Consider the following 24,969-nt stretch of genomic DNA (forward strand, 5'->3'; position numbering starts at 1 on the left):
CGAGGAAGGCATCGGCCTGCGCAACCACGTGCTCGAGCAGCTCGACAAGGCCGAGTCGACGACCGACGAGGAGATCCGCCGCAAGGCGCTCACCTCCGCCGGGCGTCCACCCGGCGGCCGCAAGAGATGTACCGGCCGTTTCCCTAGCGCGGCCAGAAGCTGGTCCGCCAGGCGCGCGGGCCCGGGTGCGGAATCCGCCGCGGGACGAGGGACGCGGGGTCGGACCACTCCTCGCCCTGTGCCGGGCCGCCGGGCTCGGCGGCAGCGGCGGCCGCCGCGCGGGCCTGCACCACCGCGACCGCGGCGGCCAGTTCCTCGGGTGTCGGGTTGCCCCGTACGACCTTGATCACCGTCAGCCTCCTCTGATCCGTCGGGCGTGCGCGTCCTACAGCGGGATGTTGCCGTGCTTCTTCGGGGGCAGCTGCTCGCGCTTGTTGCGCAGCGTGCGCAGGCCCCGGACGATGTGCCGGCGGGTCTCGGACGGCATGATCACCGCGTCGACGTAGCCGCGCTCGGCTGCCGCGTACGGGTTGAGCAGGGCGTCCTCGTACTCGGCGATCAGCTCCTGGCGGCGGGCCTCCTGCGCGGCCGGGTCCTCGATGGCGGCGAGGGTGCGGCGGTGCAGGATGTTGACCGCGCCCTGGGCGCCCATGACCGCGATCTGGGCGGTGGGCCAGGCGAGGTTGAGGTCGGCACCCAGGTGCTTGGAGCCCATGACGTCGTAGGCGCCGCCGAAGGCCTTGCGGGTGATGACCGTGATCAGCGGCACGGTGGCCTCGGCGTACGCGTAGATCAGCTTCGCGCCGCGGCGGATGATGCCGTCCCACTCCTGGTTCGTACCCGGCAGGAAGCCGGGCACGTCCACGAAGGTGATGACGGGGATGTTGTAGGCGTCGCAGGTGCGCACGAACCGCGCGGCCTTCTCGGACGCCTTGATGTCCAGCGTGCCCGCGAACTGCATCGGCTGGTTGGCGACGATGCCCACCGAGTGGCCCTCGACGCGGCCGTAGCCGGTGACCATGTTCGGCGCGTACAGCGCCTGGACCTCCAGGAACTCGCCGTCGTCCAGCACGTGCTCGATGACGGAGAGCATGTCGTACGGCTGGTTCGCGGAGTCCGGGATGAGGACGTCCAGCTCGCGGTCGTGGTCGGACGTCTCCAGGTCCGCCTCCTCGGGGAAGGACGGCGGCTCGGAGAGGTTGTTGGAGGGCAGGTAGGACAGCAGCGCCTTGATGTACTCGACGGCGTCCTTCTCGTCGCCCGCCATGTGGTGCGCGACGCCGGAGGTGGCGTTGTGGGTGCGGGCGCCGCCCAGCTCCTCGAAGCCCACGTCCTCGCCGGTGACGGTCTTGATGACGTCGGGCCCGGTGATGAACATGTGCGAGGTCTGGTCGACCATGACCGTGAAGTCGGTGATGGCGGGGGAGTAGACCGCGCCGCCCGCGCAGGGGCCGACGATCAGCGAGATCTGCGGGATCACGCCGGAGGCGTGGGTGTTGCGGCGGAAGATCTCGCCGTACGCGCCGAGGGAGACGACGCCTTCCTGGATGCGCGCGCCGCCGGAGTCGTTGATGCCGATGACGGGGCAGCCGTTCTTCAGCGCGAAGTCCATCACCTTGACGATCTTCTCGCCGAAGACGCCGCCCAGCGCGCCGCCGAAGACGGTGAAGTCCTGCGAGAAGACCGCGACGGGGCGGCCGTCGACGGTGCCGTAGCCGGTGACCACGCCGTCGCCGTACGGGCGGTTCTCGGCCATGCCGAAATCGGTGGAACGGTGCCGTGCGAACTCGTCCAGCTCGACGAAGGACCCTTCGTCCAGCAGCAGGTCGATCCGCTCACGGGCGGTCAACTTGCCCTTGGCGTGCTGCTTTTCCACGGCGCGCGCCGAACCGGCGTGCGTGGCCTCTTCGATACGTCGCTGAAGATCCGCCAGCTTGCCCGCTGTGGTCTGGATGTGTGCTTCCGGCTCGGACATCGGGATGCGGCTCCTGCTCGTCCTGGACTGGTGCTCGTACGGGTGGCGATACGCTCAGGGGTGTGGCTACCGATTCGTAGCGTATCCGCGGCGCTGCTCAGCGGCACTGCGTCGTTGGCCACACTCCGGGGCCGCGAAGCCTCCTAGGCTGGGCACCATGACGCCTCAACCGCCCGTAAACCCCGATAACTCCGACAAAGAGCCCGGCGGCCGGTGGACCGACCTCGACCGTCCCCCGCTGAACGCGGCGGCGCTGCGCAAGGCGCTCGTCCGCCCCGGCTCCCTGTGGACCGCCCTGGACGTGGTCCAGGCCACCGGCTCCACCAACACCGACCTGGCGGCCCGCGCGGCCAAGGGCGAGGCGGCGGCGGGCAGCGTGCTCGTCGCGGAGGAGCAGTCGGCGGCCCGCGGCCGGCTGGACCGCACGTGGTCGGCGCCGCCGCGCTCCGGCCTCTTCTTCTCCGTGTACCTGGAGCCCGACGTGCCCTCGGCGCGCTGGGGCTGGCTGCCGCTGCTGGCCGGGGTGGCCACCGCCACCGCGCTCGCCCGCGCGGCCGGCGTGGACACGGCCCTGAAGTGGCCCAACGACCTCCTCATCACGGTGGACGGCGAGGAGCGCAAGACGGGCGGCATCCTCGCCGAGGCGGCCGGCGGCGGCGTCGTCCTCGGCATCGGCCTGAACGTCTCGCTCCGCGCGGACGAGCTGCCGGTGCCGACGGCCGGCTCGCTCGCCCTGGCCGGGGCGCAGGGCACCGACCGCGATCCGCTGCTGCGCGCCGTACTGCGTTCGCTGGAGCAGTGGTACGGCGACTGGCGGGCCGCCGGCGGCGACCCGGCGGCCGCCGGGCTCCAGGAGGCGTACGCGGCGGGCTGCGCGACGCTCGGCCGCACCGTCCGGGCGCTGCTCCCGGGCGACCAGGAGATCCGCGGCGAGGCGGTCGCCGTGGACGGTGACGGACGGCTGGTACTGGCCACCGGGGACGGGGTGCAGCGGCCGGTCTCGGCGGGTGACATCGTCCATCTGCGGCCGGCGGGGTGAGCGGGCCGGCCGGGGCCGGAAGGCGCCGCCGGCCGGTGCCGGGCCCCGAGCGGGGCCACCGGAGGCGGTGGGTGGCTGTTGACGACATTCCACACATGCGAATGGTGCGTTATGTGTGGAATGTGAGAGTGAGCCAGAGCACACCTGCCGTATCGTTGACGCGATCGGTCCGGCAGCGGGCCGCGGGCGAGCAGTGATCGGAAGGGCAGTGCGCAGGGATCGGAAGAGGAGGGCGCGGTGACCCTCGACGACTCGGGCGCATCGCCGCGCGACGCGGAAGCGGTGCCGCGTGACGCCGAAGCCGCCGACGGGGAGTCCGGCGACGACACCATCGCCATCCGCCTGGAAGAGCTGATCCTCGGATCCGAACGGCGCTACACCCCGTTCCAGGCGGCCCGTAGCGCCGGCGTCTCCATGGACCTGGCGTCCCGCTTCTGGCGGGCCATGGGCTTCGCGGACATCGGCCAGGTCAAGGCGCTCACCGAGGCCGACGTCCTGGCGCTGCGCCGACTCTCCGGTCTGGTGGAGGCCGGGCTGCTGAGCGAGGCGATGGCGGTGCAGGTGGCCCGCTCGACCGGGCAGACCACCGCCCGGCTCGCCGACTGGCAGATCGACTCCTTCCTGGAAGGCCTCACCGAGCCGCAGGACTCCGGCCTGACCCGGACGGAAATCACCTACCCCCTGGTCGAGCTGCTCCTGCCCGAGCTGGAGGAGTTCCTGGTCTACGTCTGGCGCAGGCAGCTCGCCGCAGCGTCGGGCCGCGTGGTCCAGGCCCAGGACGACGCGGAGATGGTCGACCGGCGGCTCGCCGTCGGCTTCGCCGACCTGGTCGGCTTCACCCGCCTCACCCGCCGCCTGGAGGAGGAGGAACTGGGCGAGCTGGTCGAGGCCTTCGAGACCACGGCCGCCGACCTGGTCGCCGCGCACGGCGGCCGGCTCATCAAGACCCTCGGCGATGAGGTGCTCTACTCCGCGGACGACGCGGGCACCGCCGCCGAGATCGGGCTGCGCCTCATCGAGACCATGGCCAACGACGAGACCATGCCCGAACTGCGGGTCGGCATCGCCTTCGGCACGGTCACGACCCGCATGGGCGACGTCTTCGGCAACACCGTGAATCTGGCCAGCCGGCTGACCTCCATAGCCCCCAAGGACACCGTCCTGGTCGACGAGGCGTTCGCCGAGGAGCTGAGCCGGAACGGCGACGCACCGGTCTCCGAGGCCGAGGCGGCAGCGGCGGAGAAGGAGGGCGAGGGCCCGGTCCCCGCGTACCGCTTCGCCCTCCAGCCGATGTGGCAACGCCCGGTCCGCGGCCTGGGCGTCGTGGAGCCCTGGCTCCTGACGAGGCGTCCGCCGAAGTCCTGACGGCAGCCGTCCTTCCCCTCCCGGCTACGATCGCACCCGTAAGCGATCGTTAACCGGGAGGGACGGTACCCATGGCCGACCAGGACGAGCAGCGGTACGGCGAGCACGTGGTGGTGCGCCGACACGGCGACCACGTCGCCGAACTGGCCATGGACCGCCCCAAGGCGATGAACGCCGTCTCCACGGACATGGCCCGCTCCCTCACCGCCGCCTGCGACGCGCTCGCCGCCGACCGCTCCGTACGCGCCGTCGTGCTCACCTCCACCCACGACCGGGCCTTCTGCGTCGGCGCCGACCTCAAGGAGCGCAACTCCTTCACGGACGCCGACCTGATGCGCCAGCGCCCGTACACCCGCGCCGCCTACACCGGCGTGCTGGAGCTGCCGATGCCCACCATCGCGGCCGTGCACGGCTTCGCGCTGGGCGGCGGCTTCGAGCTGGCGCTCTCCTGCGACCTGATCGTGGCCGACCCCACCGCCGTGGTGGGCCTGCCCGAGGTCTCGGTCGGCGTGATCCCCGGCGGCGGCGGTACGCAGCTGCTGCCGCGCCGGGTGGGCGCGGCCCGCGCGGCCGAGCTGGTCTTCACCGCGCGCCGCGTCGAGGCCGCCGAGGCCGCCGAGCTGGGCCTGGTCGACCAGCTGGCCGGCGCGGGCGAGGACCGCACGGAGGCGCTCGAGCTGGCCGCGCGGATCGCCCGCAACTCGCCCGTCGGGCTGCGCGCCGCCAAGCGCGCGATGCGGCTGGGGCACGGCCTGGACCTGCGTACCGGGCTGGATTTGGAGGATGGCGCCTGGCGCAGCGTCGCCTTCTCCGGTGACCGGGCCGAGGGCGTGGCGGCGTTCAACGAGAAGCGGACCCCGGACTGGCCGGGGGAGTGACGCCGGGCCCGCACCGGCCCGCACCGCGGCTCGGGGAGCGGCCACCGGCCTGCGCCGCACTCTCCGTCACCCTATAAAGGGCGAAACCCGCCATACCTTCCTACTCTGTAAGGTCAGGGCGCGCCGACGGTGACGGAGTGTGAGGGCCGGTGACGGGCGAAGCGGTGGGCGGTGGCGAGGACGGGTGCGACGCCCGGCTGCGGGCCGTCGTGGCGCTCGCCCAGTCGATGGCCGCCGCGCACCAGCCCAAAGAGTCGGCCAGGGCCGCCGCGCTCGGCGCGTGCCGGGCGCTGGGCGGCTCCTTCGCCGCGGCCTCCGTGTGGGAGCGCCAGCGCGGCCGGCTCCGGGTGCTGGTCAACGTCGGTGACCTGACCGACAGCGAGGAGGAGTACCCGGACGACGAGTCCTACCCGGTGCACGAGTTCCCCGAGATCGTCGGCTTTCTGCACGAGCGGTGGGCGGGCGGCGGCGAGCCCGAGGCGTGGGTGGAGACCGCCGACGATCCCCGGGAGGAGGGCGGGTACCGCCGCCCGGGGAAGCCGTCCGCCGGAGGCGGGGGGAGGGTGGCCGCGCTGCGCCGCCGCGGCCGGGGCAGCTGCGTGGTGGCGCCCCTCGTGCTGCACGGCCGGGCGTGGGGCGAGCTGTACGTCGCCAGGCCGCAGGGGGCGCCGGTCTTCGGCCGGGACGACGCGGCCTTCGCGACCGTGCTGGCCGCGGTCGCCGCCGCCGGCATCGCCCAGACCGAGCGGCTCGCCGAGGCCCGCCGGCTGGCCTTCACCGACGCGCTGACCGGGCTGGCCAACCGGCGCGCGGTCGACATGCGGCTGGACGAGGCGCTGGAGCGGCACCGCGCCGACGGCACGGTCGTCAGCCTGGTGATCTGCGACCTCAACGGGCTGAAGCGGGTGAACGACACCCAGGGGCACACCGCGGGCGACCGCCTGCTGGAACGGTTCGGCTCGGTGCTGTCCCTGTGCGGCGCGATACTGCCGGGCGCCCTCGCGGCCCGGCTCGGCGGCGACGAGTTCTGTCTGGTGGCGGCCGGGCCGCCGGCCGACGACGTGGTGCGGGCCGCGGCGGAACTGTGCCGCCGTGCGAGCGCGTTGGACCTCGGCGAGGGCGTGGCGGTCGGCGTCGCCTCGACCGGCGACCCGATCGGCCCGGTGCCGTCGGCGCGCCGCCTCTTCCGGCTCGCGGACGCCGCGCAGTACCGGGCCAAGGCCGCGCGTTCGCCGGGCCCGGTGGTGGCGGGCCGGGACGGCGGCGCGGACGATCCGGTCGTCCGCATGGCCGACGCGGCGGAGCAGGACCCGGCGGCCGCGGGCGGCGAGCGCCGGCGTTTCCGCCGCTGAGCGGGGTACGGCGGCGTCGGCCGGGCCGTACGCGTCCCGCGGGGTAAGGGGTGCTCCCGTACCCCGCTGATGACATCCGTGCTTTCACTCTCTAGGGTGCCTGAATATGGATATGCACACCGTGGTGCTGGACCCGACCGGCACGACCGCCCAGGACGTCATCGACGTGGCGCGCGGCGCCGCCCGCGTCGAGGTGTCCGCCGACGCGCTCGCCGCCGTCGCCGCCTCCCGCGCCTTCATCGACGACCTCGCCGCCAAGCCGGACCCGGTCTACGGCGTCTCCACCGGCTTCGGCGCGCTCGCCGTGCGGCACATCAGCCCCGAGCTGCGCGCCCAGCTCCAGCGCAACATCGTCCGCTCGCACGCGGCCGGCATGGGCCCGCGCGTCGAGCGCGAGGTGGTCCGCGCGCTGATGTTCCTGCGCCTGAAGACCCTCGCCTCGGGCCGTACGGGCGTCCGCCCCCTGGTCGTGGAGGCGATGGCGAAGCTGCTGAACGCGGGCATCACCCCCGTCGTCCACGAATACGGCTCGCTCGGCTGCTCCGGCGACCTCGCGCCGCTCTCGCACTGCGCGCTGACCCTGATGGGAGAGGGCGAGGCCGAGGGCCCGGACGGCGTCGTACGCCCCTCCGGCGAGCTGCTGGCCGCCCACGGGATCGAGCCCGTCGAGCTGCGCGAGAAGGAGGGCCTGGCCCTTCTGAACGGCACCGACGGCATGCTCGGCATGCTCGTGATGGCCTGTGCCGACCTGGCCCGGCTCTTCACCTCCGCCGACATCACCGCGGCCCTCTCCCTGGAGGCGCTGCTCGGCACGGACAAGGTCCTCGCGCCCGAACTGCACGCCATCCGCCCGCACCCGGGCCAGGCCGCCTCGGCCGCCAACATGCTGAAGGTGCTGGCCGGCTCCGAGCTGACCGGTCACCACCAGGACGACGCGCCGCGCGTCCAGGACGCGTACTCCGTGCGCTGCGCCCCGCAGGTCGCGGGCGCCGGCCGGGACACCCTGGCGCACGCCCGGCTGGTCGCCGAGCGCGAGCTGGCCGCCGCCGTCGACAACCCCGTCGTCCTGGAGGACGGCCGGGTGGAGTCCAACGGCAACTTCCACGGCGCTCCGGTCGCCTACGTGCTGGACTTCCTCGCCATCGCCGCCGCCGACCTCGGCTCGGTCGCCGAGCGCCGTACGGACCGGCTGCTGGACAAGAACCGCAGCCACGGCCTGCCCGCCTTCCTGGCCGGCGACCCGGGCGTGGACTCCGGCCTGATGATCGCCCAGTACACGCAGGCCGCGCTGGTCAGCGAGATGAAGCGGCTCGCGGCCCCGGCCTCGGTGGACTCCATCCCGTCCTCCGCCATGCAGGAGGACCACGTCTCGATGGGCTGGTCGGCGGCGCGCAAGCTGCGGACCGCGGTCGACAACCTCACCCGGGTCGTCGCCGTCGAGCTGTACGCCGCGTCCCGGGCGGTGGAGATGCGGGACGGACTGACGCCGTCCCCGGCCACCCGTGCGGTACTGGCGGCGACACGGGCCGAGGGCGTCCAGGGCCCGGGGGAGGACCGTTTCCTCGCGCCCGACCTGGCGGCGGCGTACGAGTTCGTGCGCAGCGGCAAGCTGGTCGCGGCCGTGGAGCCGGTCACCGGCGCGCTGGACTGAGTACCGGGGCGGCCGGGCCGCCCGGCGCCGTGGGGAGCCCGTGTCCGCCCTGGGGGACGCGGGCTCTCGCGCTGTGTGGACCGACGGACCGTGGCTCCCGGGCTGCGCCGGGGTCCGGGCCGGGCTGTGCTGGGGCGGGCCCTCAGGCCGCCTGCGAGCTTCTCAGGCCGTCTCTTCGCGGGAGCGGCGCACGGCGAGGGTGACCAGGGCGGCCCCGATGCCGAGGAAGGCCGTGCCGCCGACGGCGTACGGGGTGGTGTCGATCGAGCCGGAGTCGGCGAGCCGGACCTCGTCGGCGCCCTGGGCGCCGTCCGTGCCGACGGTCTGCGCGTCCGGCACGGCCCGCGCCTGCTCGCCGGTGGCGGTGCCGCTCCCGGCAGTCGTACCCGGTCCGGCCGGGGCGTCCTGGCCGACCGCGTGGACGGCGGCGGACTGCCGGCTGCCGGTGTGCTGCTCGACCGAGGCGTTGGCCGACGGGACGAAACACAGCGCGATCAGCACCGAGCCCGCCGCAGCTGCAGTCACCAGTGGTCGGCGTGCGGTCACGGAACGATCCCCCTTCACGGCTCGGCGCGTTGGCCGTTACGCAGATGTTAGTAACAGCCGCGGGTCGCGGGGAAGCCAGGGCCCTGACGTGCTTACGCTCCGTGGCATGAGCAACGGTGACACATCACGGTTTGTCCGCCTGCGCGTCGAGCTGGTCATGGAGATCACGGAGCCCGACCTGCTGACCGGCGCGGCCCTCGACGGCATCAGTGGCGAGGAACACATGACCGACCAGGAGCGCAGCTACGCGCGGGAGGCGGTGCAGGGCGAGCCGGCCGAGGCCGTCGCGCACCTCATCGACCCCTTCGACCTGGTCAACGACGTACCCGGCGTCGAGCTCGCACAGGCGTCGTGGACGAGCGAGGAGACCGACTACGACCCCGACGCGGAGGAATGGGAGCTGGGCGACACGGGGGACGACGAAGACGTGTGACGCCCGCCTCCGCTGATGCGGAACCTGAGGTGTCCTTTCCCACACTTTCCCGTGCATGGAACGGCAAATAGGGAACAGGCGTTCATCATGGGAGCGACCGGGACCAAGTGTGCCCGGATTGCTCGGGGAGGACCTCAGGTTCCGTAGCAATGGAGAAGTGACTGATGACGGACAGCAAGCGCCGCAAGGGCTTCATAGCCACCGCTGCGCTGCTCGGCGGTGCGCTGACGCTCGCGGCCTGCGGCGGCGGTGGCAAGGCGAGCGGCGACAGCGGCGGCTCGGGGCCGCCCGAGAAGCACGAGAAGCAGGAGCAGGTCGACCGCGCGGCGGCCAAGGACGCCTCGGACGCGACGATCAAGATCGCTCCCAAGAGCGGCGCCGCCAACGCGGGCATCAACAGCGACACCAAGGTCACCGTCGCCCACGGCAAGCTGACCGACGTGACGATGACCTCCCTCGCCACCAAGGAGAAGGTGGCCGGCACCCTCGCGGCCGACGGCAAGTCCTGGAAGCCGCAGTCCCCGCTGCAGCGCTCCACGCAGTACAAGATCACCGCGCACGCCGAGGACTCCAAGGGCCGCAAGGCGGTGGAGAACTCCACCTTCACCACCGTCTCGCCCACCAACAGCTTCATCGCCAACTTCACGCCCGAGGACGGCTCGACCGTCGGCGTCGGCATGCCGGTCTCCCTGAAGTTCGACAAGCCGGTCAAGAACAAGGCCGCCATCGAGTCGAAGATCAAGGTCGCGGCGAGCAGCAACCAGAAGGTCGTCGGCCACTGGTTCAGCGACACCCGCCTGGACTTCCGCCCGGAGGAGTACTGGAAGGCCGGTACGAAGGTCAGCATGGACCTCGACCTGGACGGCGTCGAGGCGTCGCCCGGCGTGCAGGGCATCCAGGACAAGACCGTCAGCTTCGACGTGGGCCGCTCCCAGGTGAGCACCGTCGACGCCAAGACCCACCAGATGACCGTGGTGCGCGACGGCAGGACCGTGAAGCAGATCCCGATCTCGGCGGGCGGCAAGGAGAACCCGACCTACAACGGTCAGCTGGTCGTCTCCGAGAAGTTCGAGCAGACCCGCATGGACGGCTCGACGGTCGGCTTCAAGAAGAAGGACGGCAAGGGCGAGTACGACATCCCCGACGTCCCGCACGCCATGCGGCTGTCGGACTCCGGCACCTTCATCCACGGCAACTACTGGGGCAAGGGCATCTTCGGAAAGGCCAACACCAGCCACGGCTGCATCGGCCTCGCGGACGCCAAGGGTGCCAAGAACGACAAGACCGACGGCGCCTGGTTCTACGACCACTCCCTCCTCGGTGACGTGGTCGTCATGAAGAACTCCCCGGACAAGACCATCCAGCCCGACAACGGCCTGAACGGCTGGAACATGGACTGGTCGCAGTGGGAGGCGGGCAGCGCCCTCCAGTGACCCGGCCGACCTGAGGACCTCGCCGGGGCCCGTGTGTCCGCACGGGCCCCGGCGGCCGAAGACCTGACGGCTTCCCCGGCCGTACGCGGGCGGCACCCCGGACCGAGGTCCGGAGTGCCGCCCGTCGCCGTTCCGCGCCGCACCGTACGCGTACGTACAGTGACCCGGTGGGTGACAAGGACACGGGGCGCGGCGGGCGCCGGGAGAAGACGGCCGGGAACGCGGCGGCGGAGGCCGTGGCACGCGTGCTGGGCACGGTCCGGTACGCCGCCGACGGCCGGGACGCCGAGGACGCCGTCGAGACCGGTGCCTCGGTGCTCAGCGCCGACCCGGCGGGCCCCGAGGCCGTGAGCCGGGCGCTGCTGACCGCCGCCGCTGCGGTCGTACGCGGCTGCTGGGAGGGCGGCTGGCACCCTGCCGACCTGGTACGGCTCGTCCGGCGCGCGGACGCCGACACCGGCCTCGCCGCGGACCTCGTCGCCGCGGAGATCCGCCGTTACCCCGCCGACGGCCTGCCGCCCCGCTGGGCCGCTCAGCTGCGCGAGACGGGCGCCGAGGCGTGGTGGCCGGACGACGGCGGTTACCTGGACGCGCTGGCCCGGCGCCGCCGCGCCACCCGCTTCGAGGTGCTCTGCGACGTCCTGGAGGTGCTGCGCGTCCTCGGCCGACTGCCCCGGATCACCCCGTCCGGCCCGCTGCCCGGCGAGCCGGGCGCACGGACCGCCGCGGCACGCACGGCCCCGGGCTCCGGCCCGGCCCCCGGCTCCGGTCCCGCCGCCGGCTCCGGTCCGGCTCCCGGCTCCGGTCCCGCCGCCGGCGAACCCCGCGTCCTCGGGCGCATCCGCGGGCTGCTCGCCAAGGCCGAGTCCACCGACTTCCCCGACGAGGCCGAGGCGCTCTCCGCCAAGGCCCAGGAGCTGATGGCCCGGCACAGCGTCTCCGAGGCGCTGCTCGCCGGTGCCGCCTCCGCCGAGGGCCCGGACACCCTCCGCATCGGCATCGACGGCCCGTACGAAAGCACCAAGGCGCTGCTGCTGGACGCGGTGGCCCTCGCCAACCGCTGCCAGGCCGTCTGGTCCCCGGAGGCCGCCTTCACCACCCTCGTCGGCTTCGCGCCCGACCTGGACGCCGCCGAGCTGCTCTACACGTCCCTCCTCGTCCAGGCCACCACTGCCATGCACCGGGCCGCGGACGTACAGCACACCCGCGGCCGGTCCCGCCGCACCAAGGACTTCCGCCAGTCCTTCCTCGCCGGATACGCCTCCCGCATCCGCGACCGGCTCACCGACGCGGCCGGACACGTCACCGCCGAGGCCGCCGAGGAGGCGCCGGACCTGCTGCCGGTGCTCGCCGCCCGGGACCTCGCGGTCCAGGAACGGACCGGCGCGCTCTTCCCCGAGACCACGGCCGTACGGATGCGCGGCGTACGCGACGCGGACGGCCTGTACCAGGGCTACGCCGCGGCGGACCGCGCCCACCTGGGCCCGCGCGAGTCCTAGAGGAGCCTGCCCCGTGAGCCCCAGCGGCTGCCGACCTCACTGGCCCAGCCATCTCCAGTCATCTCACTGACCCCAAATGCCCCTCTCTCCCCAACTTCCCCACTGGTAACGTCACTTACCGATGGCCGGTGCGCACCGGTACCGGCCGGGAGGGGTACGGACATGACGGACGGCGGGCACGCGGAGACGGGATCCCGGATCAACACCGGGGTCGCGCACAACGCACGGGTCTGGAACCACTGGCTCGGCGGCAAGGACAACTACGCCGTCGACCGGCAGGTCGGCGACCACGTCACCGGGCTGTACCCCAGCATCGGCGACGTGGCCCGCGCCGACCGCGCCTTCCTCGGCCGCGCCGTGCGGCACCTCGCGGGTGAGGCCGGCATCCGGCAGTTCCTCGACATCGGGACCGGCCTGCCCACCGCCGACAACACCCACGAGGTCGCCCAGCGCGTGGCGCCCGACGCCCGCGTGGTCTACGTCGACAACGACCCCATCGTCCTCACCCACGCCCGCGCGCTGCTCACCAGCGCGCCCGGCGGCGTCACCGACTACATCGACGCCGACGCGCACGACCCGGACGCGATCCTGCACGCGGCCGCCCGCACCCTGGACTTCGGCCGGCCCGTCGCGATCATGTTCCTCGGCATCCTCAACTTCATCGTGGACACCGAGCGGGCGCGGCGGACCGTGGACCGGCTGCTCGCCGCCGTACCGCCCGGCAGCCACCTCGTCCTCACCCACCCCACGCTCGAACTGGGCGGCGCGGGGAACGCCGAGGCCATGCGCTTCTGGAACGAGAACGCCACCCCGCCGATCACCGCCCGCACCGGCGCGGAGATCGCCGGCTTCGCCGCCGGCCTGGAACTCCTCCCGCCCGGCCTGGTCTCCTGCACCCGCTGGCGCCCGTCCCCGGCCCCCGACGGCACCCCCACCGAGCCGCCCGAGGTCGCCCAATACGCCCTGGTCGCCCGCAAGCCATGACACGCGGCCGGTACGCTCACCCGGCCGACCTGCTCAACTCGCGTACTGTCCAGGGGCGTTAGCGAAACGTTAGTGGATCACCAATCCGCCCGGACATCCTGCCGCCATGCCGATCACCGTCACCCCTGCCACCGGCTCCCGCGGCCGCTACCGCGCGGGCGTACGCGCCCACCGCGCCGTCCTGGCGTCGGTCCTCGCCGCGGCCGCGCTGTCCCTGACGGCCTGCCGAGGTGACGGCACGGGCGTCCGCCCCATCCCGGAGTCCTCGACCCCGTCGAGCTCAGCGCGGCCCTCGCCCACGTCCGACGGGTCCACGTCCGACGGCCCCACGTCCGCCGCGCCCACCTCCGCCCGGCCCACGCCCGACCCGCGTACGCCGGAGCTGCCCACCGGGCTGCCCACCGCGCCGCCCACCGCCCCCACCACGGCGGCCACCGAGCCCTATCGCCCGTGAGGACGCGTACGGAGGCGTGCGTGTGGGCACACAAAGGGGGCGCACCCGACAAGTGATCAGCCGGCGCGGCCGTGGCAGTTCCGGGTCTTCCGCCGGCGCGGAGAGGAGCAGTGGTGGCCAGGACACTCGTGGTGGTCGGTGCCGGGCCGGGGCGGGGAATGGGGGTGGCGCGCGCGTTCGGGCGCCGGGGCTTCCGGGTCGGACTCGTCGCCCGTACGAAGGACCGGCTGGACACGCAGGTCGCCGAGCTGGCCGGGCTGGACATCCCGGCGGCCGCGTTCCCCGCCGACATCCGTGACCGGGACGCGCTCGCCGCCGCGCTCGCGCAGGCGACCGAGACGCTGGGCCCGCCCGACGTCCTGGACTACGGCCCGGGCCCGTCCGGACCGGTGACCCACGCGGCCCAGACCACCGCCGCCGCGGCGGCCGCCCAGTTCGACCTCTACGTCCTGGGCGCGATCACGGCCGTGGGCCAGGTGCTCCCGGACATGCTCGCGCGCGGTTCCGGCACGTTCCTGATGACCACGGGCCCCGCGGCGACCATCCCGGCGCCGTCCGAGGCCAACGCCGGCCTCGCCATGGCCGCCCTCCACAACTACGCCCGCTCACTCCACGCCGAACTCACCCCGCACGGCATCCACGTAGGCGCCATCACCCTCACGGCCCCACCGAAAACCCAAGAAGCCGCCGACGCCCTGGGCAACCGCTACCACGCCCTCCACAAGAACCGTTCCCCAGCCGAGGCGGCCCTCGCCCCCGACGGAACGGTCCCCCCTCAGCCGTCCGCCTGAGCGACCCCCACCGAGGCAGGAGTCACCCGTACGTGCACGGACGTCTCCTGACTTCCGGCGAGCTCGGGGCCCTCACGCTAGGCTGCCAGCTGCAGCAGCAGACTCCGTGCGGGCGCGGCACCGACGCCCCTGGTCGAGCATGCGGGCTTCACCGGAATCCGCGAAACCTCGGCGACGTTGACACCACGATTGCTGGGGCGGCTGCAGAGGCGCCCAACACTTCAATCGCACCATGTCTTACGGTGGTTAAAGTCCTGGCGGTACACGCGGTCTCTTGCGTAACGGATAGATCGGGATCGCGATTTTTGGGGGAAAACCAGACATGGGGTCAGAAGGCAAACTCGCCATCAGTCTCGCCGGGTTGGGGCATCTGGCGAGTCAACTGCGTTCGATCAAGCGGCGCATGGATGACACCGGCAACTTCAAACGCCAGCTGGGTCATGACGAACTCGGGTCGAGCAGGGCCTTTGATGCGCTGCAGGGTTTCCTGGACGGCTGGAAGGACGGCCGCAAGGAGATCGATAACGGCGTGGACGCCGTGGCGAAGCAGGCCGGTGAAATCGTGGAGAAGTTCACCAAGCTCGACCTGGACCTCAAGAATCAGCTTGAAAAGGGGCGTAAGTGAGCGAGCCTCTTGAGAATAATTCGATCGTCTCGGCCGGGACTTCAGTCGCGGCGGCCCGCGAGGTGCTCGGCCTGCACATCCTCGTCCCCAGTTCCTGGTACGAGTTCGACATTCATCCGGCGACGGTCGACACGTCCATCCGGGAGGCGGTCGCGGCCCGGATCAAGGAGCGGCCGGAGCTCGCCGAACACCGTTCGACGCTGAAGAAGATGCTGCGCAGGGCGGCCGCGGAAGCACGCGAGGCGAACGTCGTCTACGCCGGTTCCATGATGGAGATCATCGACGACGAGCCGATGACGGCGAACCTGACGGTGAGCGTGTCGCAGGCCGAGGACAAAGAGACCGGGACGGTGGCCAAGACCCGTTTGGACACCCTGCTGGCCACCTTCAACCCGATTCCCCGAGGCCCGCGGCCCACCGACGTGTGGCGCCGGGTGAGCCTCGTCGAGCTGCCGGACGCCGGTACGGCCGCGCGCAGCGAGGGAATCGAGGAGATCGAGGTGCCGAACGACGGCCGCAGTTACCGCGCGGTGATGATGCAGACACTCGTCCCTTATCCAGGCAACAACCCGAAGGTCGCCGTAATCAGCGCGAGCACCCCGCAGCTCGCTCTGGTGGAGCCGATGCTGGAGCTCTTCGGCGCTATCACCGACACATTCAGCTTCGTCTTTGCGGAGCCCGACCGCGAAACGCCGAGCTGAGGAACGGACATGGCACGCCCAACGGACTGGCACAACCTGGACCTCCCGGAGGACCCGACCCCCGGAGACCATCTCGAGCTGCAGAGCCAGGGCAAGACGTACAAGACGTTCGTCCAGGACATCGACGAGGTGCGTCGAGGTCTCAAGACGGCCTCCAAGGACTCCGTCCTCGCCGAAGCGGTCGGCAAGGCCATGGACTCCTTCAAGGAAAACATCGACAAGCTGCCGGGGCAGCTGGACAAGCTGCACGCGAGTTACAGCAAGCTGGCCGATGCCCTGCTGTCGTACGCGCACAAGATGGATATGGCGCAGTCGGAAGCGGACAGTGCGCTGTCCAAGGCCCGCACGCTCCGCGGCGAATTGAAGACGGCCGAAACCCGCCTCCACAACGCTTCCTCGGCAGCCGACCGGGCGTCAGAAGCGAAGAAGCGCGTGCACAAGCCCGGGTCCGGAGACCCGCCGCCACCGGACTCGGCGAAGGTGCGGCAGGCGACGCGTGACGCCTCGTACGCCAATGGACAGAAGGACGCGGCGCAAGGCCAGGTGGACAGCCTTCATACGCAGCTCGCCGAGCTGAAGACGAAGGCCGAGAACGCGGGCAAGGACCACAGCAGGGCCACCGACGACTTCGTGCGCGATGTCGAGGCGGCGTCGGACGCCGGCATCCAGAACAAGAAGTGGTACGAGAAGGTCGGCGACTTCGTCGCTGATCACTGGGACGCCATCGTCACTGCTTGCAAGATCTTCGTGGCAATCGTGGGACTCGTGCTCCTCTTCGTCAGCGGTGGCTGGCTGGTGGCACTCTTCCTCGCCGCGGCACTAATTGTCTTGGCCGATACCATCAAAAAGGTCGCCCAGGGAAAGGCAGGCTGGGGCGACCTGGCCTTTGCCGTGCTCGACTGCATCCCAGTGGTGGGCAAGATCGCCATGTTGGCCAAGGCGGGCAAGCTGCTGGGTGGCATGAAGACGGCGCTGAGGGTGGCAAAGATCGAGCAGAAGATGTCCGGCGTGATGAAGGTCTGGCGCGCCGGCTCGCAGCTGAAGGGTGCCAGGAAGGCCGCCTTTGCGTTCGGCAAGCTAGAGGCCAAGAGCACTGCCACGGACTTCATGAACGGCGGCGTGGACCGAGTCAAGAAGAACTGGAAGATGAACCTCGCCGGCTCCGCCATCGGTGTCGGAGCCGGCTCCGCGGTCGAGAAGGGTTTTGAGAAGGCGCCCGGCCTTCTCAACAAGACCCCGCTGACCAATTGGAGTCAGAGCGAGTACGGCAGGATCAGCATGGACTTCGCCGGCAAGGGCAGTCTCGGGACGCAGGTGGTCATCGGCACCACGTCAGGCCTGGCTACCAGCATCGGCAAGGCCACGTTCAATTCGATGGTCTTCGGGCAATCCTTCGATTCGAATACCCTTCTCACCGATACGGCCACCGGGGCCGGCGGCAAGGGGTTGGCTTACAACCCCGGCCTGCTGGCCGCCAGGCCCCTCCGCTGAGTCACCCTGCAATAGCTTCGAAGTGGGCCAACGCCTTTTCGGTGCGGGGACGGTAGTCGCGGTATTCGAGACTGCCGTCCTCCGCCACCTCCGCGACATCAGTCGGCTCACTGATGCGCGGAAGATGAGTCCTCGCCACCTCTTGGCCTGCCAGCAGCAGTGCGTGTGCAACTTCCTTCGACGGTGATTCGTCGATCGTTTTTCCCCAACGACTTATCACCATGGTCCCGTCTTTCTTGAGCTTGAACGTCATCGTGACCATGAAATTGTGCCGATACGTTCCACGCCCACGCTCGATGACCTTTCCTACCCCGTCGAGCAGGTCGAGCAGTACTTGGAAAACGAGCAGGCCGGGCCCATCGTCGGCAGGCTTGCTTTCTCGCGTCGTAATCTGCCCCGAACTGCCCACCACGTCGAGGTGGCCCATGAACATCCCGTCGGTGATGTCGTCCTGACCGGGGTGCACGGTGAAGCGGAAATCAGGCATTGCTGCCACCCTTACGGTCGAATTCTTGGGCCAATTTCCCAGTGATGGGTTCACCGCTGAGCCAGGCCGACCTGGCCCGATGCCAGGCGGCTTCGCTCACGCCTTTCGGGCGGCCTTGAACGTTCAGGAATTCGTGTCGCGGAAGCACGGCGATCAAGTAGTCCGGTCGCCCGCGCAGTGCGATCACGCCACCGAACCGCGGGTCGCCGGCGAACTGGAACCCCTGCTCGGACGCCTTGCGCAAAATGCGGCGCCATTTCGTTCCCGGTGTGGACCGCCGGGCAATCACCGTGACGTTCTTTCCCGGCTCGTCCGGATTGGGGACATGGAGGTGCTTGTGCTCGCTTCCGTGCCCCGGCTCGCCCTTCTTCGACGTGCGCACGGGCGCAGGTGCGACGTCTTGCCAGGGGTAGGTGTCCAGGACCCGCTTCATGCCCTTCAGCTGGTCCTGACGGCGCGAGAGCGCAGCGATCCACAGCACCGGCGGGGCGGCCAGAAGGCAGTACAGGTACAAGAGCATGGTCGAATCACCGCCGACCTCCACCGCCAGAACCACGAGCACGAAGGTCGCGACAGTCAACAGGATCAGCGACCACAGGACTTGCCGCCGTGCTCTGCGCCACGCTCGCAGCGTATCCGGGTCGTGAAGAGCGCCCTGTGGTGATGTTTCCGACATGGAGTGGCAATTCCCCTCGGTGGTAAGGCTCATGGCCAGCCGAACTCGCCGCATGGAAGCCGCAGCCGACATGGACGGCGGGCATCGACCCTACCAATGCCGCAATTCCATTTTCGGGTCGTAGTCGGTGCGGATGTCCTGCGGAAGGCAGAGGGGAGCTGCCGGCCGACTTCGAGACCTTTATGGGGCTCTCTATCGCCATGTTCAGATCAGAGTGTGATTTCCGACCCGATGCCCGCTACGAGCCACGAGGCGGGATCGGGAAGGAGTCGGCGACTGTCGGTCGTCAGCCGTCCGCCTGAGCGACCCCCACCGGGCAGGACACGCCCGTGCCGCCGATGCCGCAGTAGCCGGCGGGGTTTTTGTCGAGGTACTGCTGGTGGTAGGGCTCGGCGGGGTAGAAGGGGCCGGCGGGGAGGAGTTCGGTGGTGATGTCGCCGTAGCCGGAGGCGGCGAGGACCTTCTGGTAGGCGTCGCGGGAGGCCTCGGCGGTCTGTGCCTGGGCGGGGGAGTGGGTGTAGATCGCGGAGCGGTACTGGGTGCCGACGTCGTTGCCCTGGCGGAAGCCCTGGGTCGGGTCGTGGGACTCCCAGAAGACCTTGAGGAGGGTGGCGTAGGAGACCTTCGACGGGTCGAAGACGACGCGGACCGCCTCGGTGTGGCCGGTGTGGCCGCTGCAGACCTCTTCGTACGAGGGGTTCGGGGTGTGGCCGCCCTGGTAGCCGACGAGGGTGGTCCACACGCCGTCGGTCTGCCAGAACTTCCGCTCGGCGCCCCAGAAGCAGCCCAGGCCGAAGTCGGCCACCTCAAGCCCTTCCGGATACGGCCCGAGCAGGGCGTTGCCGAGGACGGTGTGGCGCTCGGGGACCGTGAACTCCGGCTCGGAGCGGCCCTTCAGCGCCTCCTCGGCGGAGGGGAGGTGGTTCTTGAAGCGGGAGAACAGCATCGCGATCAGGCTCCGGAGAAGAGGGCGGGAGAGCGGGACGGGGGTGGGCCGTCGTTCCGTGAACGTCCCGGGGGGAGTGGGAATTCCGGTAGGGAGTCCGGGCCGGGCGTCAGGACGGCGGGAGGGCGGCCGGGGTGCCGCCCTGGGACTCCCAGCCGGCGACGGCCAGGGCGCGGTAGGTGGCGTAGGCGGCGGCCGGCTGCGTGGCGTACGACCAGGGGACGGCGCCGACGTGGCCGTCGACGTGGCGCAGCTGCTCCATGGCCTCGGCGTACCGCTCCGCCTGGACGAGGAACCAGACCAGGAGATGGCGTACGTGCGGTGCCACCGGATGGTCGGTGGGGGCCTGCCGCAGCGCGTAGTGCGCGCCCTCGATGGCGCGCTCGACCACCGCGCTCTGGAAGAGGCTGCGGACCATGTTGGCCTCGGGGAGGTGGTCGAAGACGGAGAACAGGGGGAGGGCGGGGAGGAGCGACTTCGCGGGGGCCCCGGAGGCGGCGCGTTCGGTGAACGCGTCGGCCTCCTCCTTGGAGCCGTGCCACTTCTCCGACCAGTACGGCAGCGCGGCGAGGTGCGCGCCCATGTGGTGCGGCGCGCGCTGGACCACCTTGGACCAGAGCTCTTCGTAGTCGGGGCGGCGCTCGCCCAGCCCGCGGGCCACGGCCAGCTCGATGATGTACGGGACCGGGCTTCCGGGGGCCAGCAGCCGCGCCTCGTGGCAGACCGTACGGGCCTCCTCGAGGATCATGCGGAAGTCCTGCGAGCCGGGGTCGCGCAGCGCCTGGACCACGAGGAACTGCGCGTGCGTCTGGGCACCGCCGGAGTCCTTGGGCTTCTCGGAGCGCCAGGTGCGCAGCCAGATGCCGCCACGGGAGCCGCCCGGTGCGTCGGTGTGCGCACCCGGCGCGCCCTCCTGACCGGGCGCCGTCGCGAAGGCCGCGGCGCCCGCCAGCGTCTGTACGCGCTGCCACCGGCGCTCGTCCCCTTCGGGGGTGCCCGCCAGCAGCCGGGACGCGGGCTGCCAGTCCTGCGTACGCGCGATCTCGGCCAGCGTCTCCGCCAGCTCCGGGTCGGGCCCCGGCAGCCGCGCGTCCAGCTGCTCGGCGGGGACGAAGCCGTAGTCCGCCATCGGGTCGGCGGCCGCCGCCATGCCCCGGCCGGCCTGCTGCAGCGCGCGCCGCCGCCGTGCCAGGGGGTAGCCGACGATCCCCGCGAAGGCGAGGACAGCGAGGAGAAGGAGCAGTACGTCCATGGGGAGTCGTTTCCAAGATCGGGTCGTCAGGCGCGCGGCGCCGGGCGGCGCGGGCGGTGCGGTGGTTTGTCGGGCTTGTCAGGCTTATCGGGCTCGTCGGTGGCCGGGTCGGTGGTGCGTGGGTGTCCACTTGTATCCACTCTCCAGCGAAGCAGAAAGTTCCTGGGCGTGCGCCGGGCCGGGGGCGACTACCCTCGGCAGACATGAGTGATCAGCGCGGACAGCGCCATCAGCACTTCGAAACCCTCGCCATCCACGCGGGGCAGGAAGCGGACCGGACGACGGGCGCGGTATCGGTGCCCATTTACCAGGTCTCCACGTACAAGCAGGACGGGGTCGGCGGCCTGCGCGGCGGCTACGAGTACAGCCGCAGCGCCAACCCGACGCGTACGGCCCTGGAGGAGAACCTCGCGGCCCTGGACGGCGGCCGCCGCGGCCTGGCCTTCGCCTCCGGGCTCGCGGCAGAGGACTGCCTGTTGCGGACCCTGCTCGTCCCCGGTGACCATGTCGTCATCCCGGACGACGCCTATGGCGGCACGTTCCGCCTCTTCGCCAAGGTCGCCGAACGCTGGGGCGTGGAATGGTCGGTGGCCTCCTCCTCCGACCCGCAGGCCGTCCGGGAGGCGATCCGGCCGCGTACCAAGGCCATCTGGGTCGAGACGCCCAGCAACCCGCTGCTCGGCATCACCGACATCGCGGCGCTCGCCGACGTGGCGCGCACCGCGGGCGCCAAGCTCGTGGTCGACAACACCTTCGCCAGCCCCTACCTCCAGCAGCCGCTCGCGCTCGGCGCCGACGTGGTCGTCTACTCCACGACCAAGTACATGGGCGGCCACTCCGACGTGGTCGGCGGCGCGCTGGTCGTCAACGACGACGCGCTCGGCGAGGAGCTGACCTTCCACCAGAACGCCATGGGCGCCATCGCCGGGCCGTTCGACGCCTGGCTGGTCATGCGCGGCATCAAGACGCTCGCCGTACGGATGGACCGGCACAGCGCCAACGCGGCCCGGGTCGCGGAGCTGCTGACCGCACACCCGAAGGTGACCAAGGTCTTCTACCCGGGCCTGCCCGACCACGCCGGGCACGAGATCGCGGCGAAGCAGATGCGGTCCTTCGGCGGCATGGTGTCCTTCCAGGTCGCGGGCGGTGAGCAGGCCGCGGTCGACGTCTGCAACCGCGCTCAGCTCTTCACCCTCGGCGAGTCGCTGGGCGGCGTGGAGTCGCTGATCGAGCACCCCGGCCGGATGACGCACGCCTCGGCGGCGGGCTCCGCGCTGGAGGTACCGGCCGACCTGGTCCGCCTCTCGGTCGGCATCGAGTCCGTCGACGACCTGCTCGCGGACCTGACCCAGGCGCTGGGCTAGCCAGGACCCGACCCAGGCCCTGGGCCATCCACCGCGACGTACGAGACGTACCGGCACGGCCGGCCGCCCCGGAGGCAGGCCGGCCGTCCCGGTACGCCCCTCACCACCCTTCCAGCGGCGGTGTCGTACGCGAGGGCGGCGGTATCCACGGCTGCTGGGTGACGGCCCAGACGGTGAACGCCACCGCCGCCAGGAACAGCAGCAGCCAGCCGGCCAGGCCCAGCCGGCGCCGCCACAGCAGCAGTCGGCGCCCGCGCACGGCGGCCCGCAGCCCGAGGCCGGGCGGGACGAGGGGGTGCGGCCCGTCGAGCATCCGCCGCACCTCGGCCTCCTTGCGGTCCGGCGGGCTCACGGCGTCACCGCACCGGCGCCCGGCGAGGCGGCAGGGGGCGCGGTGCCGCGCCGGGTGCTGCGCATCTCGGCGACCGCCCGCAGGCACAGCGTGTGCACCCGCTCGGCGGGCAGGCCCAGCAGGGCCGCGGTCTGCTCCTCGGCCACGCCCTCGTACAGCCGCAGGACGAGAATCAGCCGTTCCTGGGGCGGGAGCCGGTCCAGCAGGCCGCCGCGCGGCCGCCGGTGGCGCCGGGCCGTACGGGCGAAGTGCCCGGCCAGCTCCTGGCGGGTGCGGTCGTAAGGGTCCTCGCCGCGCAGCCGGTCCCAGGACGCGTACGTACGGGAGAGCGCGAGGGTCAGCAGCTCCTCGGCGGCCGGTGCCGGGCCGCCGGACGGTTCGCCGGTCAGCAGCGTGGCCGTGTGCAGCAGACGGCCGGCCGCGCCCGCGACGAACGTCTCGAACTCCCGGGCGCGACGGCACTCCCGAGCAGACTGCCGCTTTCGCACAGCGCCTCCTGCCTAGGGGGCCCGGCCCGGAAGACAGGCTCCGGGCCTCGCGGGCCCGGCGGCCCGGCGATGGCTCCATGGCACGGCAGCGCGGGCACGGCGGTCAAGAGCCGTGCGGCAGGCGGCGCGGCTCCGGGGCCGCGCGGGGACCGGCTCAGGAAGCCGGCGTCCCCGGGGACAGCGACGCGGTCACCGTCGAGAGCGAGGCATTGAAGCGCGTCAGGAGCGTGGTGAAGGCGTTGCGCTCCTCCTCGCTCCACTCCTCTGTGACCAGCGCCATCAGCTCGCGGCGCGACGCGCGCACCTCTTCCAGGCGGGCCAGGCCACGCTCGGAGAGCTGGAGGACGACCGCGCGCCCGTCCTCGGGGTGCGAGGCGCGGGTGACCAGACCCGCGTCGACGAGCGGCGCGACCTGGCGGGTGACCGTGGAGGAGTCGATGCCCATGCCGGCGGCCAGGGCCTTGACGCCCATCGCGCCCTCCTGGTCGAGCCGGTTGAGCAGCAGGTAGGCGGCGCGGTCCATGGAGTTGCGCGCCTGCCCGACACCGCCGAGCCGGCTCTGTTCTGCGCGGCGGGCGAAGACGGCCACTTGGTGTTGCAGCGCGTCGAGGAGAGCGGGATCGATGTGGGTCGTCATGTCCGAAGAGGTGGGCATGGCCGGATGCTCGCTTCATGGAGGTGCGTACGGATTGGGGGACAGAGTACGCGGCCCGCGCGAGGACCGTACCGGCGCTGACCAAAGATGTACGGCCGCGGGCCGCGCTCCCCGGCCGCGGACGCCCGTCCCGCCGTGAGCTGTAAGACTGGCGCCATGGCCGATCACACGCCGCAGACACCCGCTTCCGCCGCTCCCGGTACCGCCGGCTCCGCGATGGCCGCTTCCGCCACGGGAGCCGCAGGAGCCACAGGGGTGCTTCCCGCCGTCACGCTTGACGACATCTACGGTGCGCAGAAGCTGCTCTCGGGGGTGAGCCGGTCCACCGCGATGGAGGGCAGCCGTTTCCTGTCCGGCCTGGTGGGCGCGCCGGTCCACTTCAAATGCGAGAACCTCCAGCGCACCGGCTCGTTCAAGATCCGCGGCGCGTACGTCAGGATCGCCGGGCTGACGCCGGAGGAACGTTCCGCCGGGGTGGTCGCGGCGAGTGCCGGCAACCACGCCCAGGGTGTGGCGCTGGCCGCCTCCCTGCTGGGCGTCCGCTCGACCGTCTTCATGCCCGAAGGCGCGCCGCTGCCCAAGGTCGCCGCGACCCGCGACTACGGCGCCGAGGTGCGGCTGCACGGCCAGGTCGTCGACGAGACGCTGGCCGCGGCCCAGGAGTACGCGCGCGAGACGGGTGCGGTCTTCATCCACCCCTTCGACCACCGCGACATCATCGCCGGTCAGGGCACGGTCGGCCTGGAGATCTTGGAGCAGTGCCCCGAGGTCCGCACGATCGTGGTGGGCATCGGCGGCGGCGGGCTCGCCGCGGGCGTCGCGGTGGCTGTGAAGGCGATCCGGCCCGACGTACGGATCGTCGGCGTGCAGGCGGCGGGCGCCGCGGCGTACCCGCCCTCGCTGGCCGCCGGCCACCCGGTCGCGATCGAGTCGCCGTCGACGATGGCGGACGGCATCAAGGTCGGGCGGCCGGGCGACGTGCCGTTCGGGATCATCGGCGAGCTGGTCGACGAGGTCCGTACGGTCTCCGAGGATGCGCTCTCCAGTGCGCTGCTGCTCTGCCTGGAGCGCGCCAAGATGGTCGTCGAGCCCGCCGGGGCCAGCCCGGTGGCGGCGCTGCTGTCCGCGCCGGAGGCCTTCCAGGGCCCGGTGGTCGCGGTGCTGTCCGGCGGCAACGTCGACCCGCTGCTCATGCAGCGCATCCTGCGCCACGGCATGGCCGCCGGCGGCCGCTACCTCTCGCTGCGGCTCCGCCTCACGGACCGCCCGGGCGCGCTGGCGACGCTGCTGGGCGTGCTGTCCGAGAGGGACGCGAACGTGCTGGACATCCAGCACGTACGGACCGACCCGCGGCTCGGCCTCACGGAGGCCGAGGTCGAACTGCACCTGGAGACGCAGGGCCCGGAGCACTGCACGGAGGTCGGGACGGCCCTCCAGGAGGCGGGCTACACGGTCATCGCCTGACCACCCGCCGTACCGTTCCGGGCGCGCGCCCCGGACCCTGCGCGCACACCGACGGCCGGTGCCCTCAC

26 protein-coding genes are annotated in these 24,969 nt (G+C 71.8%); 16 read left to right on the forward strand and 10 right to left on the reverse strand.

The features are described 5' to 3' along the window. Positions 1-143 precede the first annotated feature (143 nt). Positions 144-350 (reverse strand): acyl-CoA carboxylase epsilon subunit, encoded by a 207-nt coding sequence (locus ABZ840_RS36580; protein WP_361568027.1) that lies wholly within the window; start codon positions 348-350, stop codon positions 144-146. 35 nt (positions 351-385) lie between these two features. Continuing rightward, positions 386-1,975 (reverse strand): acyl-CoA carboxylase subunit beta, encoded by a 1,590-nt coding sequence (locus tag ABZ840_RS36585; RefSeq protein ID WP_361568030.1) that lies wholly within the window; start codon positions 1,973-1,975, stop codon positions 386-388. Between the two features lie 157 nt (positions 1,976-2,132). On the opposite strand from ABZ840_RS36585, the gene ABZ840_RS36590 reads away from it, so the two are divergent. From ABZ840_RS36590 to hutH, 5 genes are all read left to right on the forward strand, one after another. Next, a complete protein-coding gene (locus tag ABZ840_RS36590; RefSeq protein WP_361568032.1) occupies positions 2,133-3,014 on the forward strand; it encodes a biotin--[acetyl-CoA-carboxylase] ligase in 882 nt (293 codons plus the stop codon). Between the two features lie 282 nt (positions 3,015-3,296). Further along, positions 3,297-4,379 (forward strand): adenylate/guanylate cyclase domain-containing protein, encoded by a 1,083-nt coding sequence (locus tag ABZ840_RS36595; protein ID WP_361568114.1) that lies wholly within the window; start codon positions 3,297-3,299, stop codon positions 4,377-4,379. A 71-nt stretch (positions 4,380-4,450) separates the two neighbouring features. Further along, positions 4,451-5,257, forward strand: a complete 807-nt coding sequence (locus tag ABZ840_RS36600; RefSeq protein WP_361568035.1) for an enoyl-CoA hydratase-related protein — start codon at positions 4,451-4,453, stop codon at positions 5,255-5,257. A gap of 227 nt (positions 5,258-5,484) precedes the next feature. Further along, the gene (locus tag ABZ840_RS36605) at positions 5,485-6,609 is read left to right on the forward strand and encodes a GGDEF domain-containing protein (RefSeq protein ID WP_361568117.1); all 1,125 of its coding nucleotides are present in this window, start codon (positions 5,485-5,487) and stop codon (positions 6,607-6,609) included. Positions 6,610-6,721: 112 nt separating this feature from the next. Beyond that, a complete protein-coding gene (gene hutH / locus ABZ840_RS36610) occupies positions 6,722-8,260 on the forward strand; it encodes a histidine ammonia-lyase (RefSeq protein ID WP_361568119.1) in 1,539 nt (512 codons plus the stop codon). 162 nt (positions 8,261-8,422) lie between these two features. On the opposite strand, the gene ABZ840_RS36615 is transcribed toward hutH, so the two are convergent. Further along, the gene (locus ABZ840_RS36615; RefSeq protein WP_361568037.1) at positions 8,423-8,785 is read right to left on the reverse strand and encodes a hypothetical protein; all 363 of its coding nucleotides are present in this window, start codon (positions 8,783-8,785) and stop codon (positions 8,423-8,425) included. 127 nt (positions 8,786-8,912) lie between these two features. Between ABZ840_RS36615 and ABZ840_RS36620 the strand changes: the two genes are divergently transcribed. The 9 genes from ABZ840_RS36620 to ABZ840_RS36660 all read left to right on the forward strand — a co-directional run bounded on the left by ABZ840_RS36620 (position 8,913) and on the right by ABZ840_RS36660 (position 17,217). Further along, positions 8,913-9,239 (forward strand): hypothetical protein, encoded by a 327-nt coding sequence (locus ABZ840_RS36620; RefSeq protein ID WP_361568040.1) that lies wholly within the window; start codon positions 8,913-8,915, stop codon positions 9,237-9,239. 164 nt (positions 9,240-9,403) lie between these two features. Next, entirely contained in the window at positions 9,404-10,672 is a 1,269-nt protein-coding gene (locus ABZ840_RS36625; protein ID WP_361568043.1) for an Ig-like domain-containing protein, read from the forward strand. Between the two features lie 167 nt (positions 10,673-10,839). Beyond that, positions 10,840-12,171, forward strand: coding sequence for a DUF2786 domain-containing protein (locus ABZ840_RS36630; RefSeq protein WP_361568046.1), 1,332 nt, complete (start codon positions 10,840-10,842; stop codon positions 12,169-12,171). A 162-nt stretch (positions 12,172-12,333) separates the two neighbouring features. Continuing rightward, positions 12,334-13,155 (forward strand): SAM-dependent methyltransferase, encoded by an 822-nt coding sequence (locus ABZ840_RS36635; protein WP_361568049.1) that lies wholly within the window; start codon positions 12,334-12,336, stop codon positions 13,153-13,155. A 106-nt stretch (positions 13,156-13,261) separates the two neighbouring features. Further along, complete coding sequence (locus ABZ840_RS36640) at positions 13,262-13,609, forward strand: hypothetical protein (protein ID WP_361568052.1); 348 nt, start codon at positions 13,262-13,264, stop codon at positions 13,607-13,609. Positions 13,610-13,722: 113 nt separating this feature from the next. Continuing rightward, positions 13,723-14,400 carry an SDR family NAD(P)-dependent oxidoreductase gene (locus tag ABZ840_RS36645; protein ID WP_361568054.1) on the forward strand — a complete coding sequence of 226 codons (678 nt, stop codon included), beginning with the start codon at positions 13,723-13,725 and terminating at the stop codon, positions 14,398-14,400. Positions 14,401-14,722: 322 nt separating this feature from the next. After that, entirely contained in the window at positions 14,723-15,025 is a 303-nt protein-coding gene (locus ABZ840_RS36650; RefSeq protein ID WP_361568057.1) for a hypothetical protein, read from the forward strand. Beyond that, positions 15,022-15,726, forward strand: coding sequence for a hypothetical protein (locus ABZ840_RS36655; RefSeq protein WP_361568060.1), 705 nt, complete (start codon positions 15,022-15,024; stop codon positions 15,724-15,726). The genes ABZ840_RS36650 and ABZ840_RS36655 overlap by 4 nt, the downstream gene beginning before the upstream one ends. Positions 15,727-15,735: 9 nt before the next feature. After that, positions 15,736-17,217 carry a putative T7SS-secreted protein gene (locus ABZ840_RS36660; protein ID WP_361568063.1) on the forward strand — a complete coding sequence of 494 codons (1,482 nt, stop codon included), beginning with the start codon at positions 15,736-15,738 and terminating at the stop codon, positions 17,215-17,217. A 1-nt stretch (position 17,218) separates the two neighbouring features. Here the strand turns inward: ABZ840_RS36660 and ABZ840_RS36665 are convergent, their stop codons facing one another. The 4 genes from ABZ840_RS36665 to ABZ840_RS36680 all read right to left on the reverse strand — a co-directional run bounded on the left by ABZ840_RS36665 (position 17,219) and on the right by ABZ840_RS36680 (position 20,578). Continuing rightward, positions 17,219-17,704, reverse strand: a complete 486-nt coding sequence (locus ABZ840_RS36665; protein ID WP_361568065.1) for a hypothetical protein — start codon at positions 17,702-17,704, stop codon at positions 17,219-17,221. Then, positions 17,697-18,380 carry a hypothetical protein gene (locus ABZ840_RS36670; RefSeq protein WP_361568067.1) on the reverse strand — a complete coding sequence of 228 codons (684 nt, stop codon included), beginning with the start codon at positions 18,378-18,380 and terminating at the stop codon, positions 17,697-17,699. The genes ABZ840_RS36665 and ABZ840_RS36670 overlap by 8 nt, the downstream gene beginning before the upstream one ends. A 286-nt stretch (positions 18,381-18,666) precedes the next feature. Next, on the reverse strand, positions 18,667-19,326 hold the full coding sequence (gene msrA / locus ABZ840_RS36675) for a peptide-methionine (S)-S-oxide reductase MsrA (protein WP_361568070.1): 660 nt from the start codon (positions 19,324-19,326) through the stop codon (positions 18,667-18,669). A 109-nt stretch (positions 19,327-19,435) separates the two neighbouring features. After that, positions 19,436-20,578, reverse strand: coding sequence for a hypothetical protein (locus ABZ840_RS36680; RefSeq protein ID WP_361568073.1), 1,143 nt, complete (start codon positions 20,576-20,578; stop codon positions 19,436-19,438). 203 nt (positions 20,579-20,781) lie between these two features. Here ABZ840_RS36680 and ABZ840_RS36685 point away from each other — a divergent pair, with 203 nt between their 5' ends. Continuing rightward, the gene (locus ABZ840_RS36685) at positions 20,782-21,942 is read left to right on the forward strand and encodes a cystathionine gamma-synthase (RefSeq protein ID WP_361568075.1); all 1,161 of its coding nucleotides are present in this window, start codon (positions 20,782-20,784) and stop codon (positions 21,940-21,942) included. Between the two features lie 100 nt (positions 21,943-22,042). Here the strand turns inward: ABZ840_RS36685 and ABZ840_RS36690 are convergent, their stop codons facing one another. The 3 genes from ABZ840_RS36690 to ABZ840_RS36700 all read right to left on the reverse strand — a co-directional run bounded on the left by ABZ840_RS36690 (position 22,043) and on the right by ABZ840_RS36700 (position 23,437). Beyond that, entirely contained in the window at positions 22,043-22,294 is a 252-nt protein-coding gene (locus ABZ840_RS36690; RefSeq protein ID WP_361568078.1) for a hypothetical protein, read from the reverse strand. Then, positions 22,291-22,782, reverse strand: a complete 492-nt coding sequence (locus tag ABZ840_RS36695) for a sigma factor-like helix-turn-helix DNA-binding protein (protein WP_361568080.1) — start codon at positions 22,780-22,782, stop codon at positions 22,291-22,293. Before ABZ840_RS36695 ends, ABZ840_RS36690 begins: the two co-directional genes overlap by 4 nt. A gap of 154 nt (positions 22,783-22,936) precedes the next feature. Further along, complete coding sequence (locus tag ABZ840_RS36700; RefSeq protein ID WP_361568083.1) at positions 22,937-23,437, reverse strand: MarR family transcriptional regulator; 501 nt, start codon at positions 23,435-23,437, stop codon at positions 22,937-22,939. Positions 23,438-23,653: 216 nt separating this feature from the next. Here ABZ840_RS36700 and ilvA point away from each other — a divergent pair, with 216 nt between their 5' ends. Next, a complete protein-coding gene (gene ilvA, locus ABZ840_RS36705) occupies positions 23,654-24,901 on the forward strand; it encodes a threonine ammonia-lyase (protein ID WP_361568121.1) in 1,248 nt (415 codons plus the stop codon). Positions 24,902-24,969 lie beyond the last annotated feature (68 nt).

It is taken from the genome of Streptomyces sp. NPDC047117, from assembly GCF_040643545.1.
GTDB lineage: Bacteria > Actinomycetota > Actinomycetes > Streptomycetales > Streptomycetaceae > Streptomyces.

What these genes read in the sequence shown, in the direction of transcription:
- ABZ840_RS36590 (WP_361568032.1), top strand. Translation starts at nt 2,133, where the DNA reads ATGACGCCTCAACCGCCCGTAAACCCCGATAACTCCGACAAAGAGCCC.
- ilvA (WP_361568121.1), top strand. Translation starts at nt 23,654, where the DNA reads ATGGCCGCTTCCGCCACGGGAGCCGCAGGAGCCACAGGGGTGCTTCCC.
- ABZ840_RS36640 (WP_361568052.1), top strand. Translation starts at nt 13,262, where the DNA reads ATGCCGATCACCGTCACCCCTGCCACCGGCTCCCGCGGCCGCTACCGC.
- ABZ840_RS36650 (WP_361568057.1), top strand. Translation starts at nt 14,723, where the DNA reads ATGGGGTCAGAAGGCAAACTCGCCATCAGTCTCGCCGGGTTGGGGCAT.
- ABZ840_RS36685 (WP_361568075.1), top strand. Translation starts at nt 20,782, where the DNA reads ATGAGTGATCAGCGCGGACAGCGCCATCAGCACTTCGAAACCCTCGCC.
- hutH (WP_361568119.1), top strand. Translation starts at nt 6,722, where the DNA reads ATGCACACCGTGGTGCTGGACCCGACCGGCACGACCGCCCAGGACGTC.
- ABZ840_RS36660 (WP_361568063.1), top strand. Translation starts at nt 15,736, where the DNA reads ATGGCACGCCCAACGGACTGGCACAACCTGGACCTCCCGGAGGACCCG.
- msrA (WP_361568070.1), bottom strand. Translation starts at nt 19,326, where the DNA reads ATGCTGTTCTCCCGCTTCAAGAACCACCTCCCCTCCGCCGAGGAGGCG.
- ABZ840_RS36680 (WP_361568073.1), bottom strand. Translation starts at nt 20,578, where the DNA reads ATGGACGTACTGCTCCTTCTCCTCGCTGTCCTCGCCTTCGCGGGGATC.
- ABZ840_RS36625 (WP_361568043.1), top strand. Translation starts at nt 9,404, where the DNA reads ATGACGGACAGCAAGCGCCGCAAGGGCTTCATAGCCACCGCTGCGCTG.
- ABZ840_RS36670 (WP_361568067.1), bottom strand. Translation starts at nt 18,380, where the DNA reads ATGTCGGAAACATCACCACAGGGCGCTCTTCACGACCCGGATACGCTG.
- ABZ840_RS36665 (WP_361568065.1), bottom strand. Translation starts at nt 17,704, where the DNA reads ATGCCTGATTTCCGCTTCACCGTGCACCCCGGTCAGGACGACATCACC.
- ABZ840_RS36620 (WP_361568040.1), top strand. Translation starts at nt 8,913, where the DNA reads ATGAGCAACGGTGACACATCACGGTTTGTCCGCCTGCGCGTCGAGCTG.
- ABZ840_RS36585 (WP_361568030.1), bottom strand. Translation starts at nt 1,975, where the DNA reads ATGTCCGAGCCGGAAGCACACATCCAGACCACAGCGGGCAAGCTGGCG.
- ABZ840_RS36635 (WP_361568049.1), top strand. Translation starts at nt 12,334, where the DNA reads ATGACGGACGGCGGGCACGCGGAGACGGGATCCCGGATCAACACCGGG.
- ABZ840_RS36700 (WP_361568083.1), bottom strand. Translation starts at nt 23,437, where the DNA reads ATGCCCACCTCTTCGGACATGACGACCCACATCGATCCCGCTCTCCTC.
- ABZ840_RS36600 (WP_361568035.1), top strand. Translation starts at nt 4,451, where the DNA reads ATGGCCGACCAGGACGAGCAGCGGTACGGCGAGCACGTGGTGGTGCGC.
- ABZ840_RS36605 (WP_361568117.1), top strand. Translation starts at nt 5,485, where the DNA reads ATGGCCGCCGCGCACCAGCCCAAAGAGTCGGCCAGGGCCGCCGCGCTC.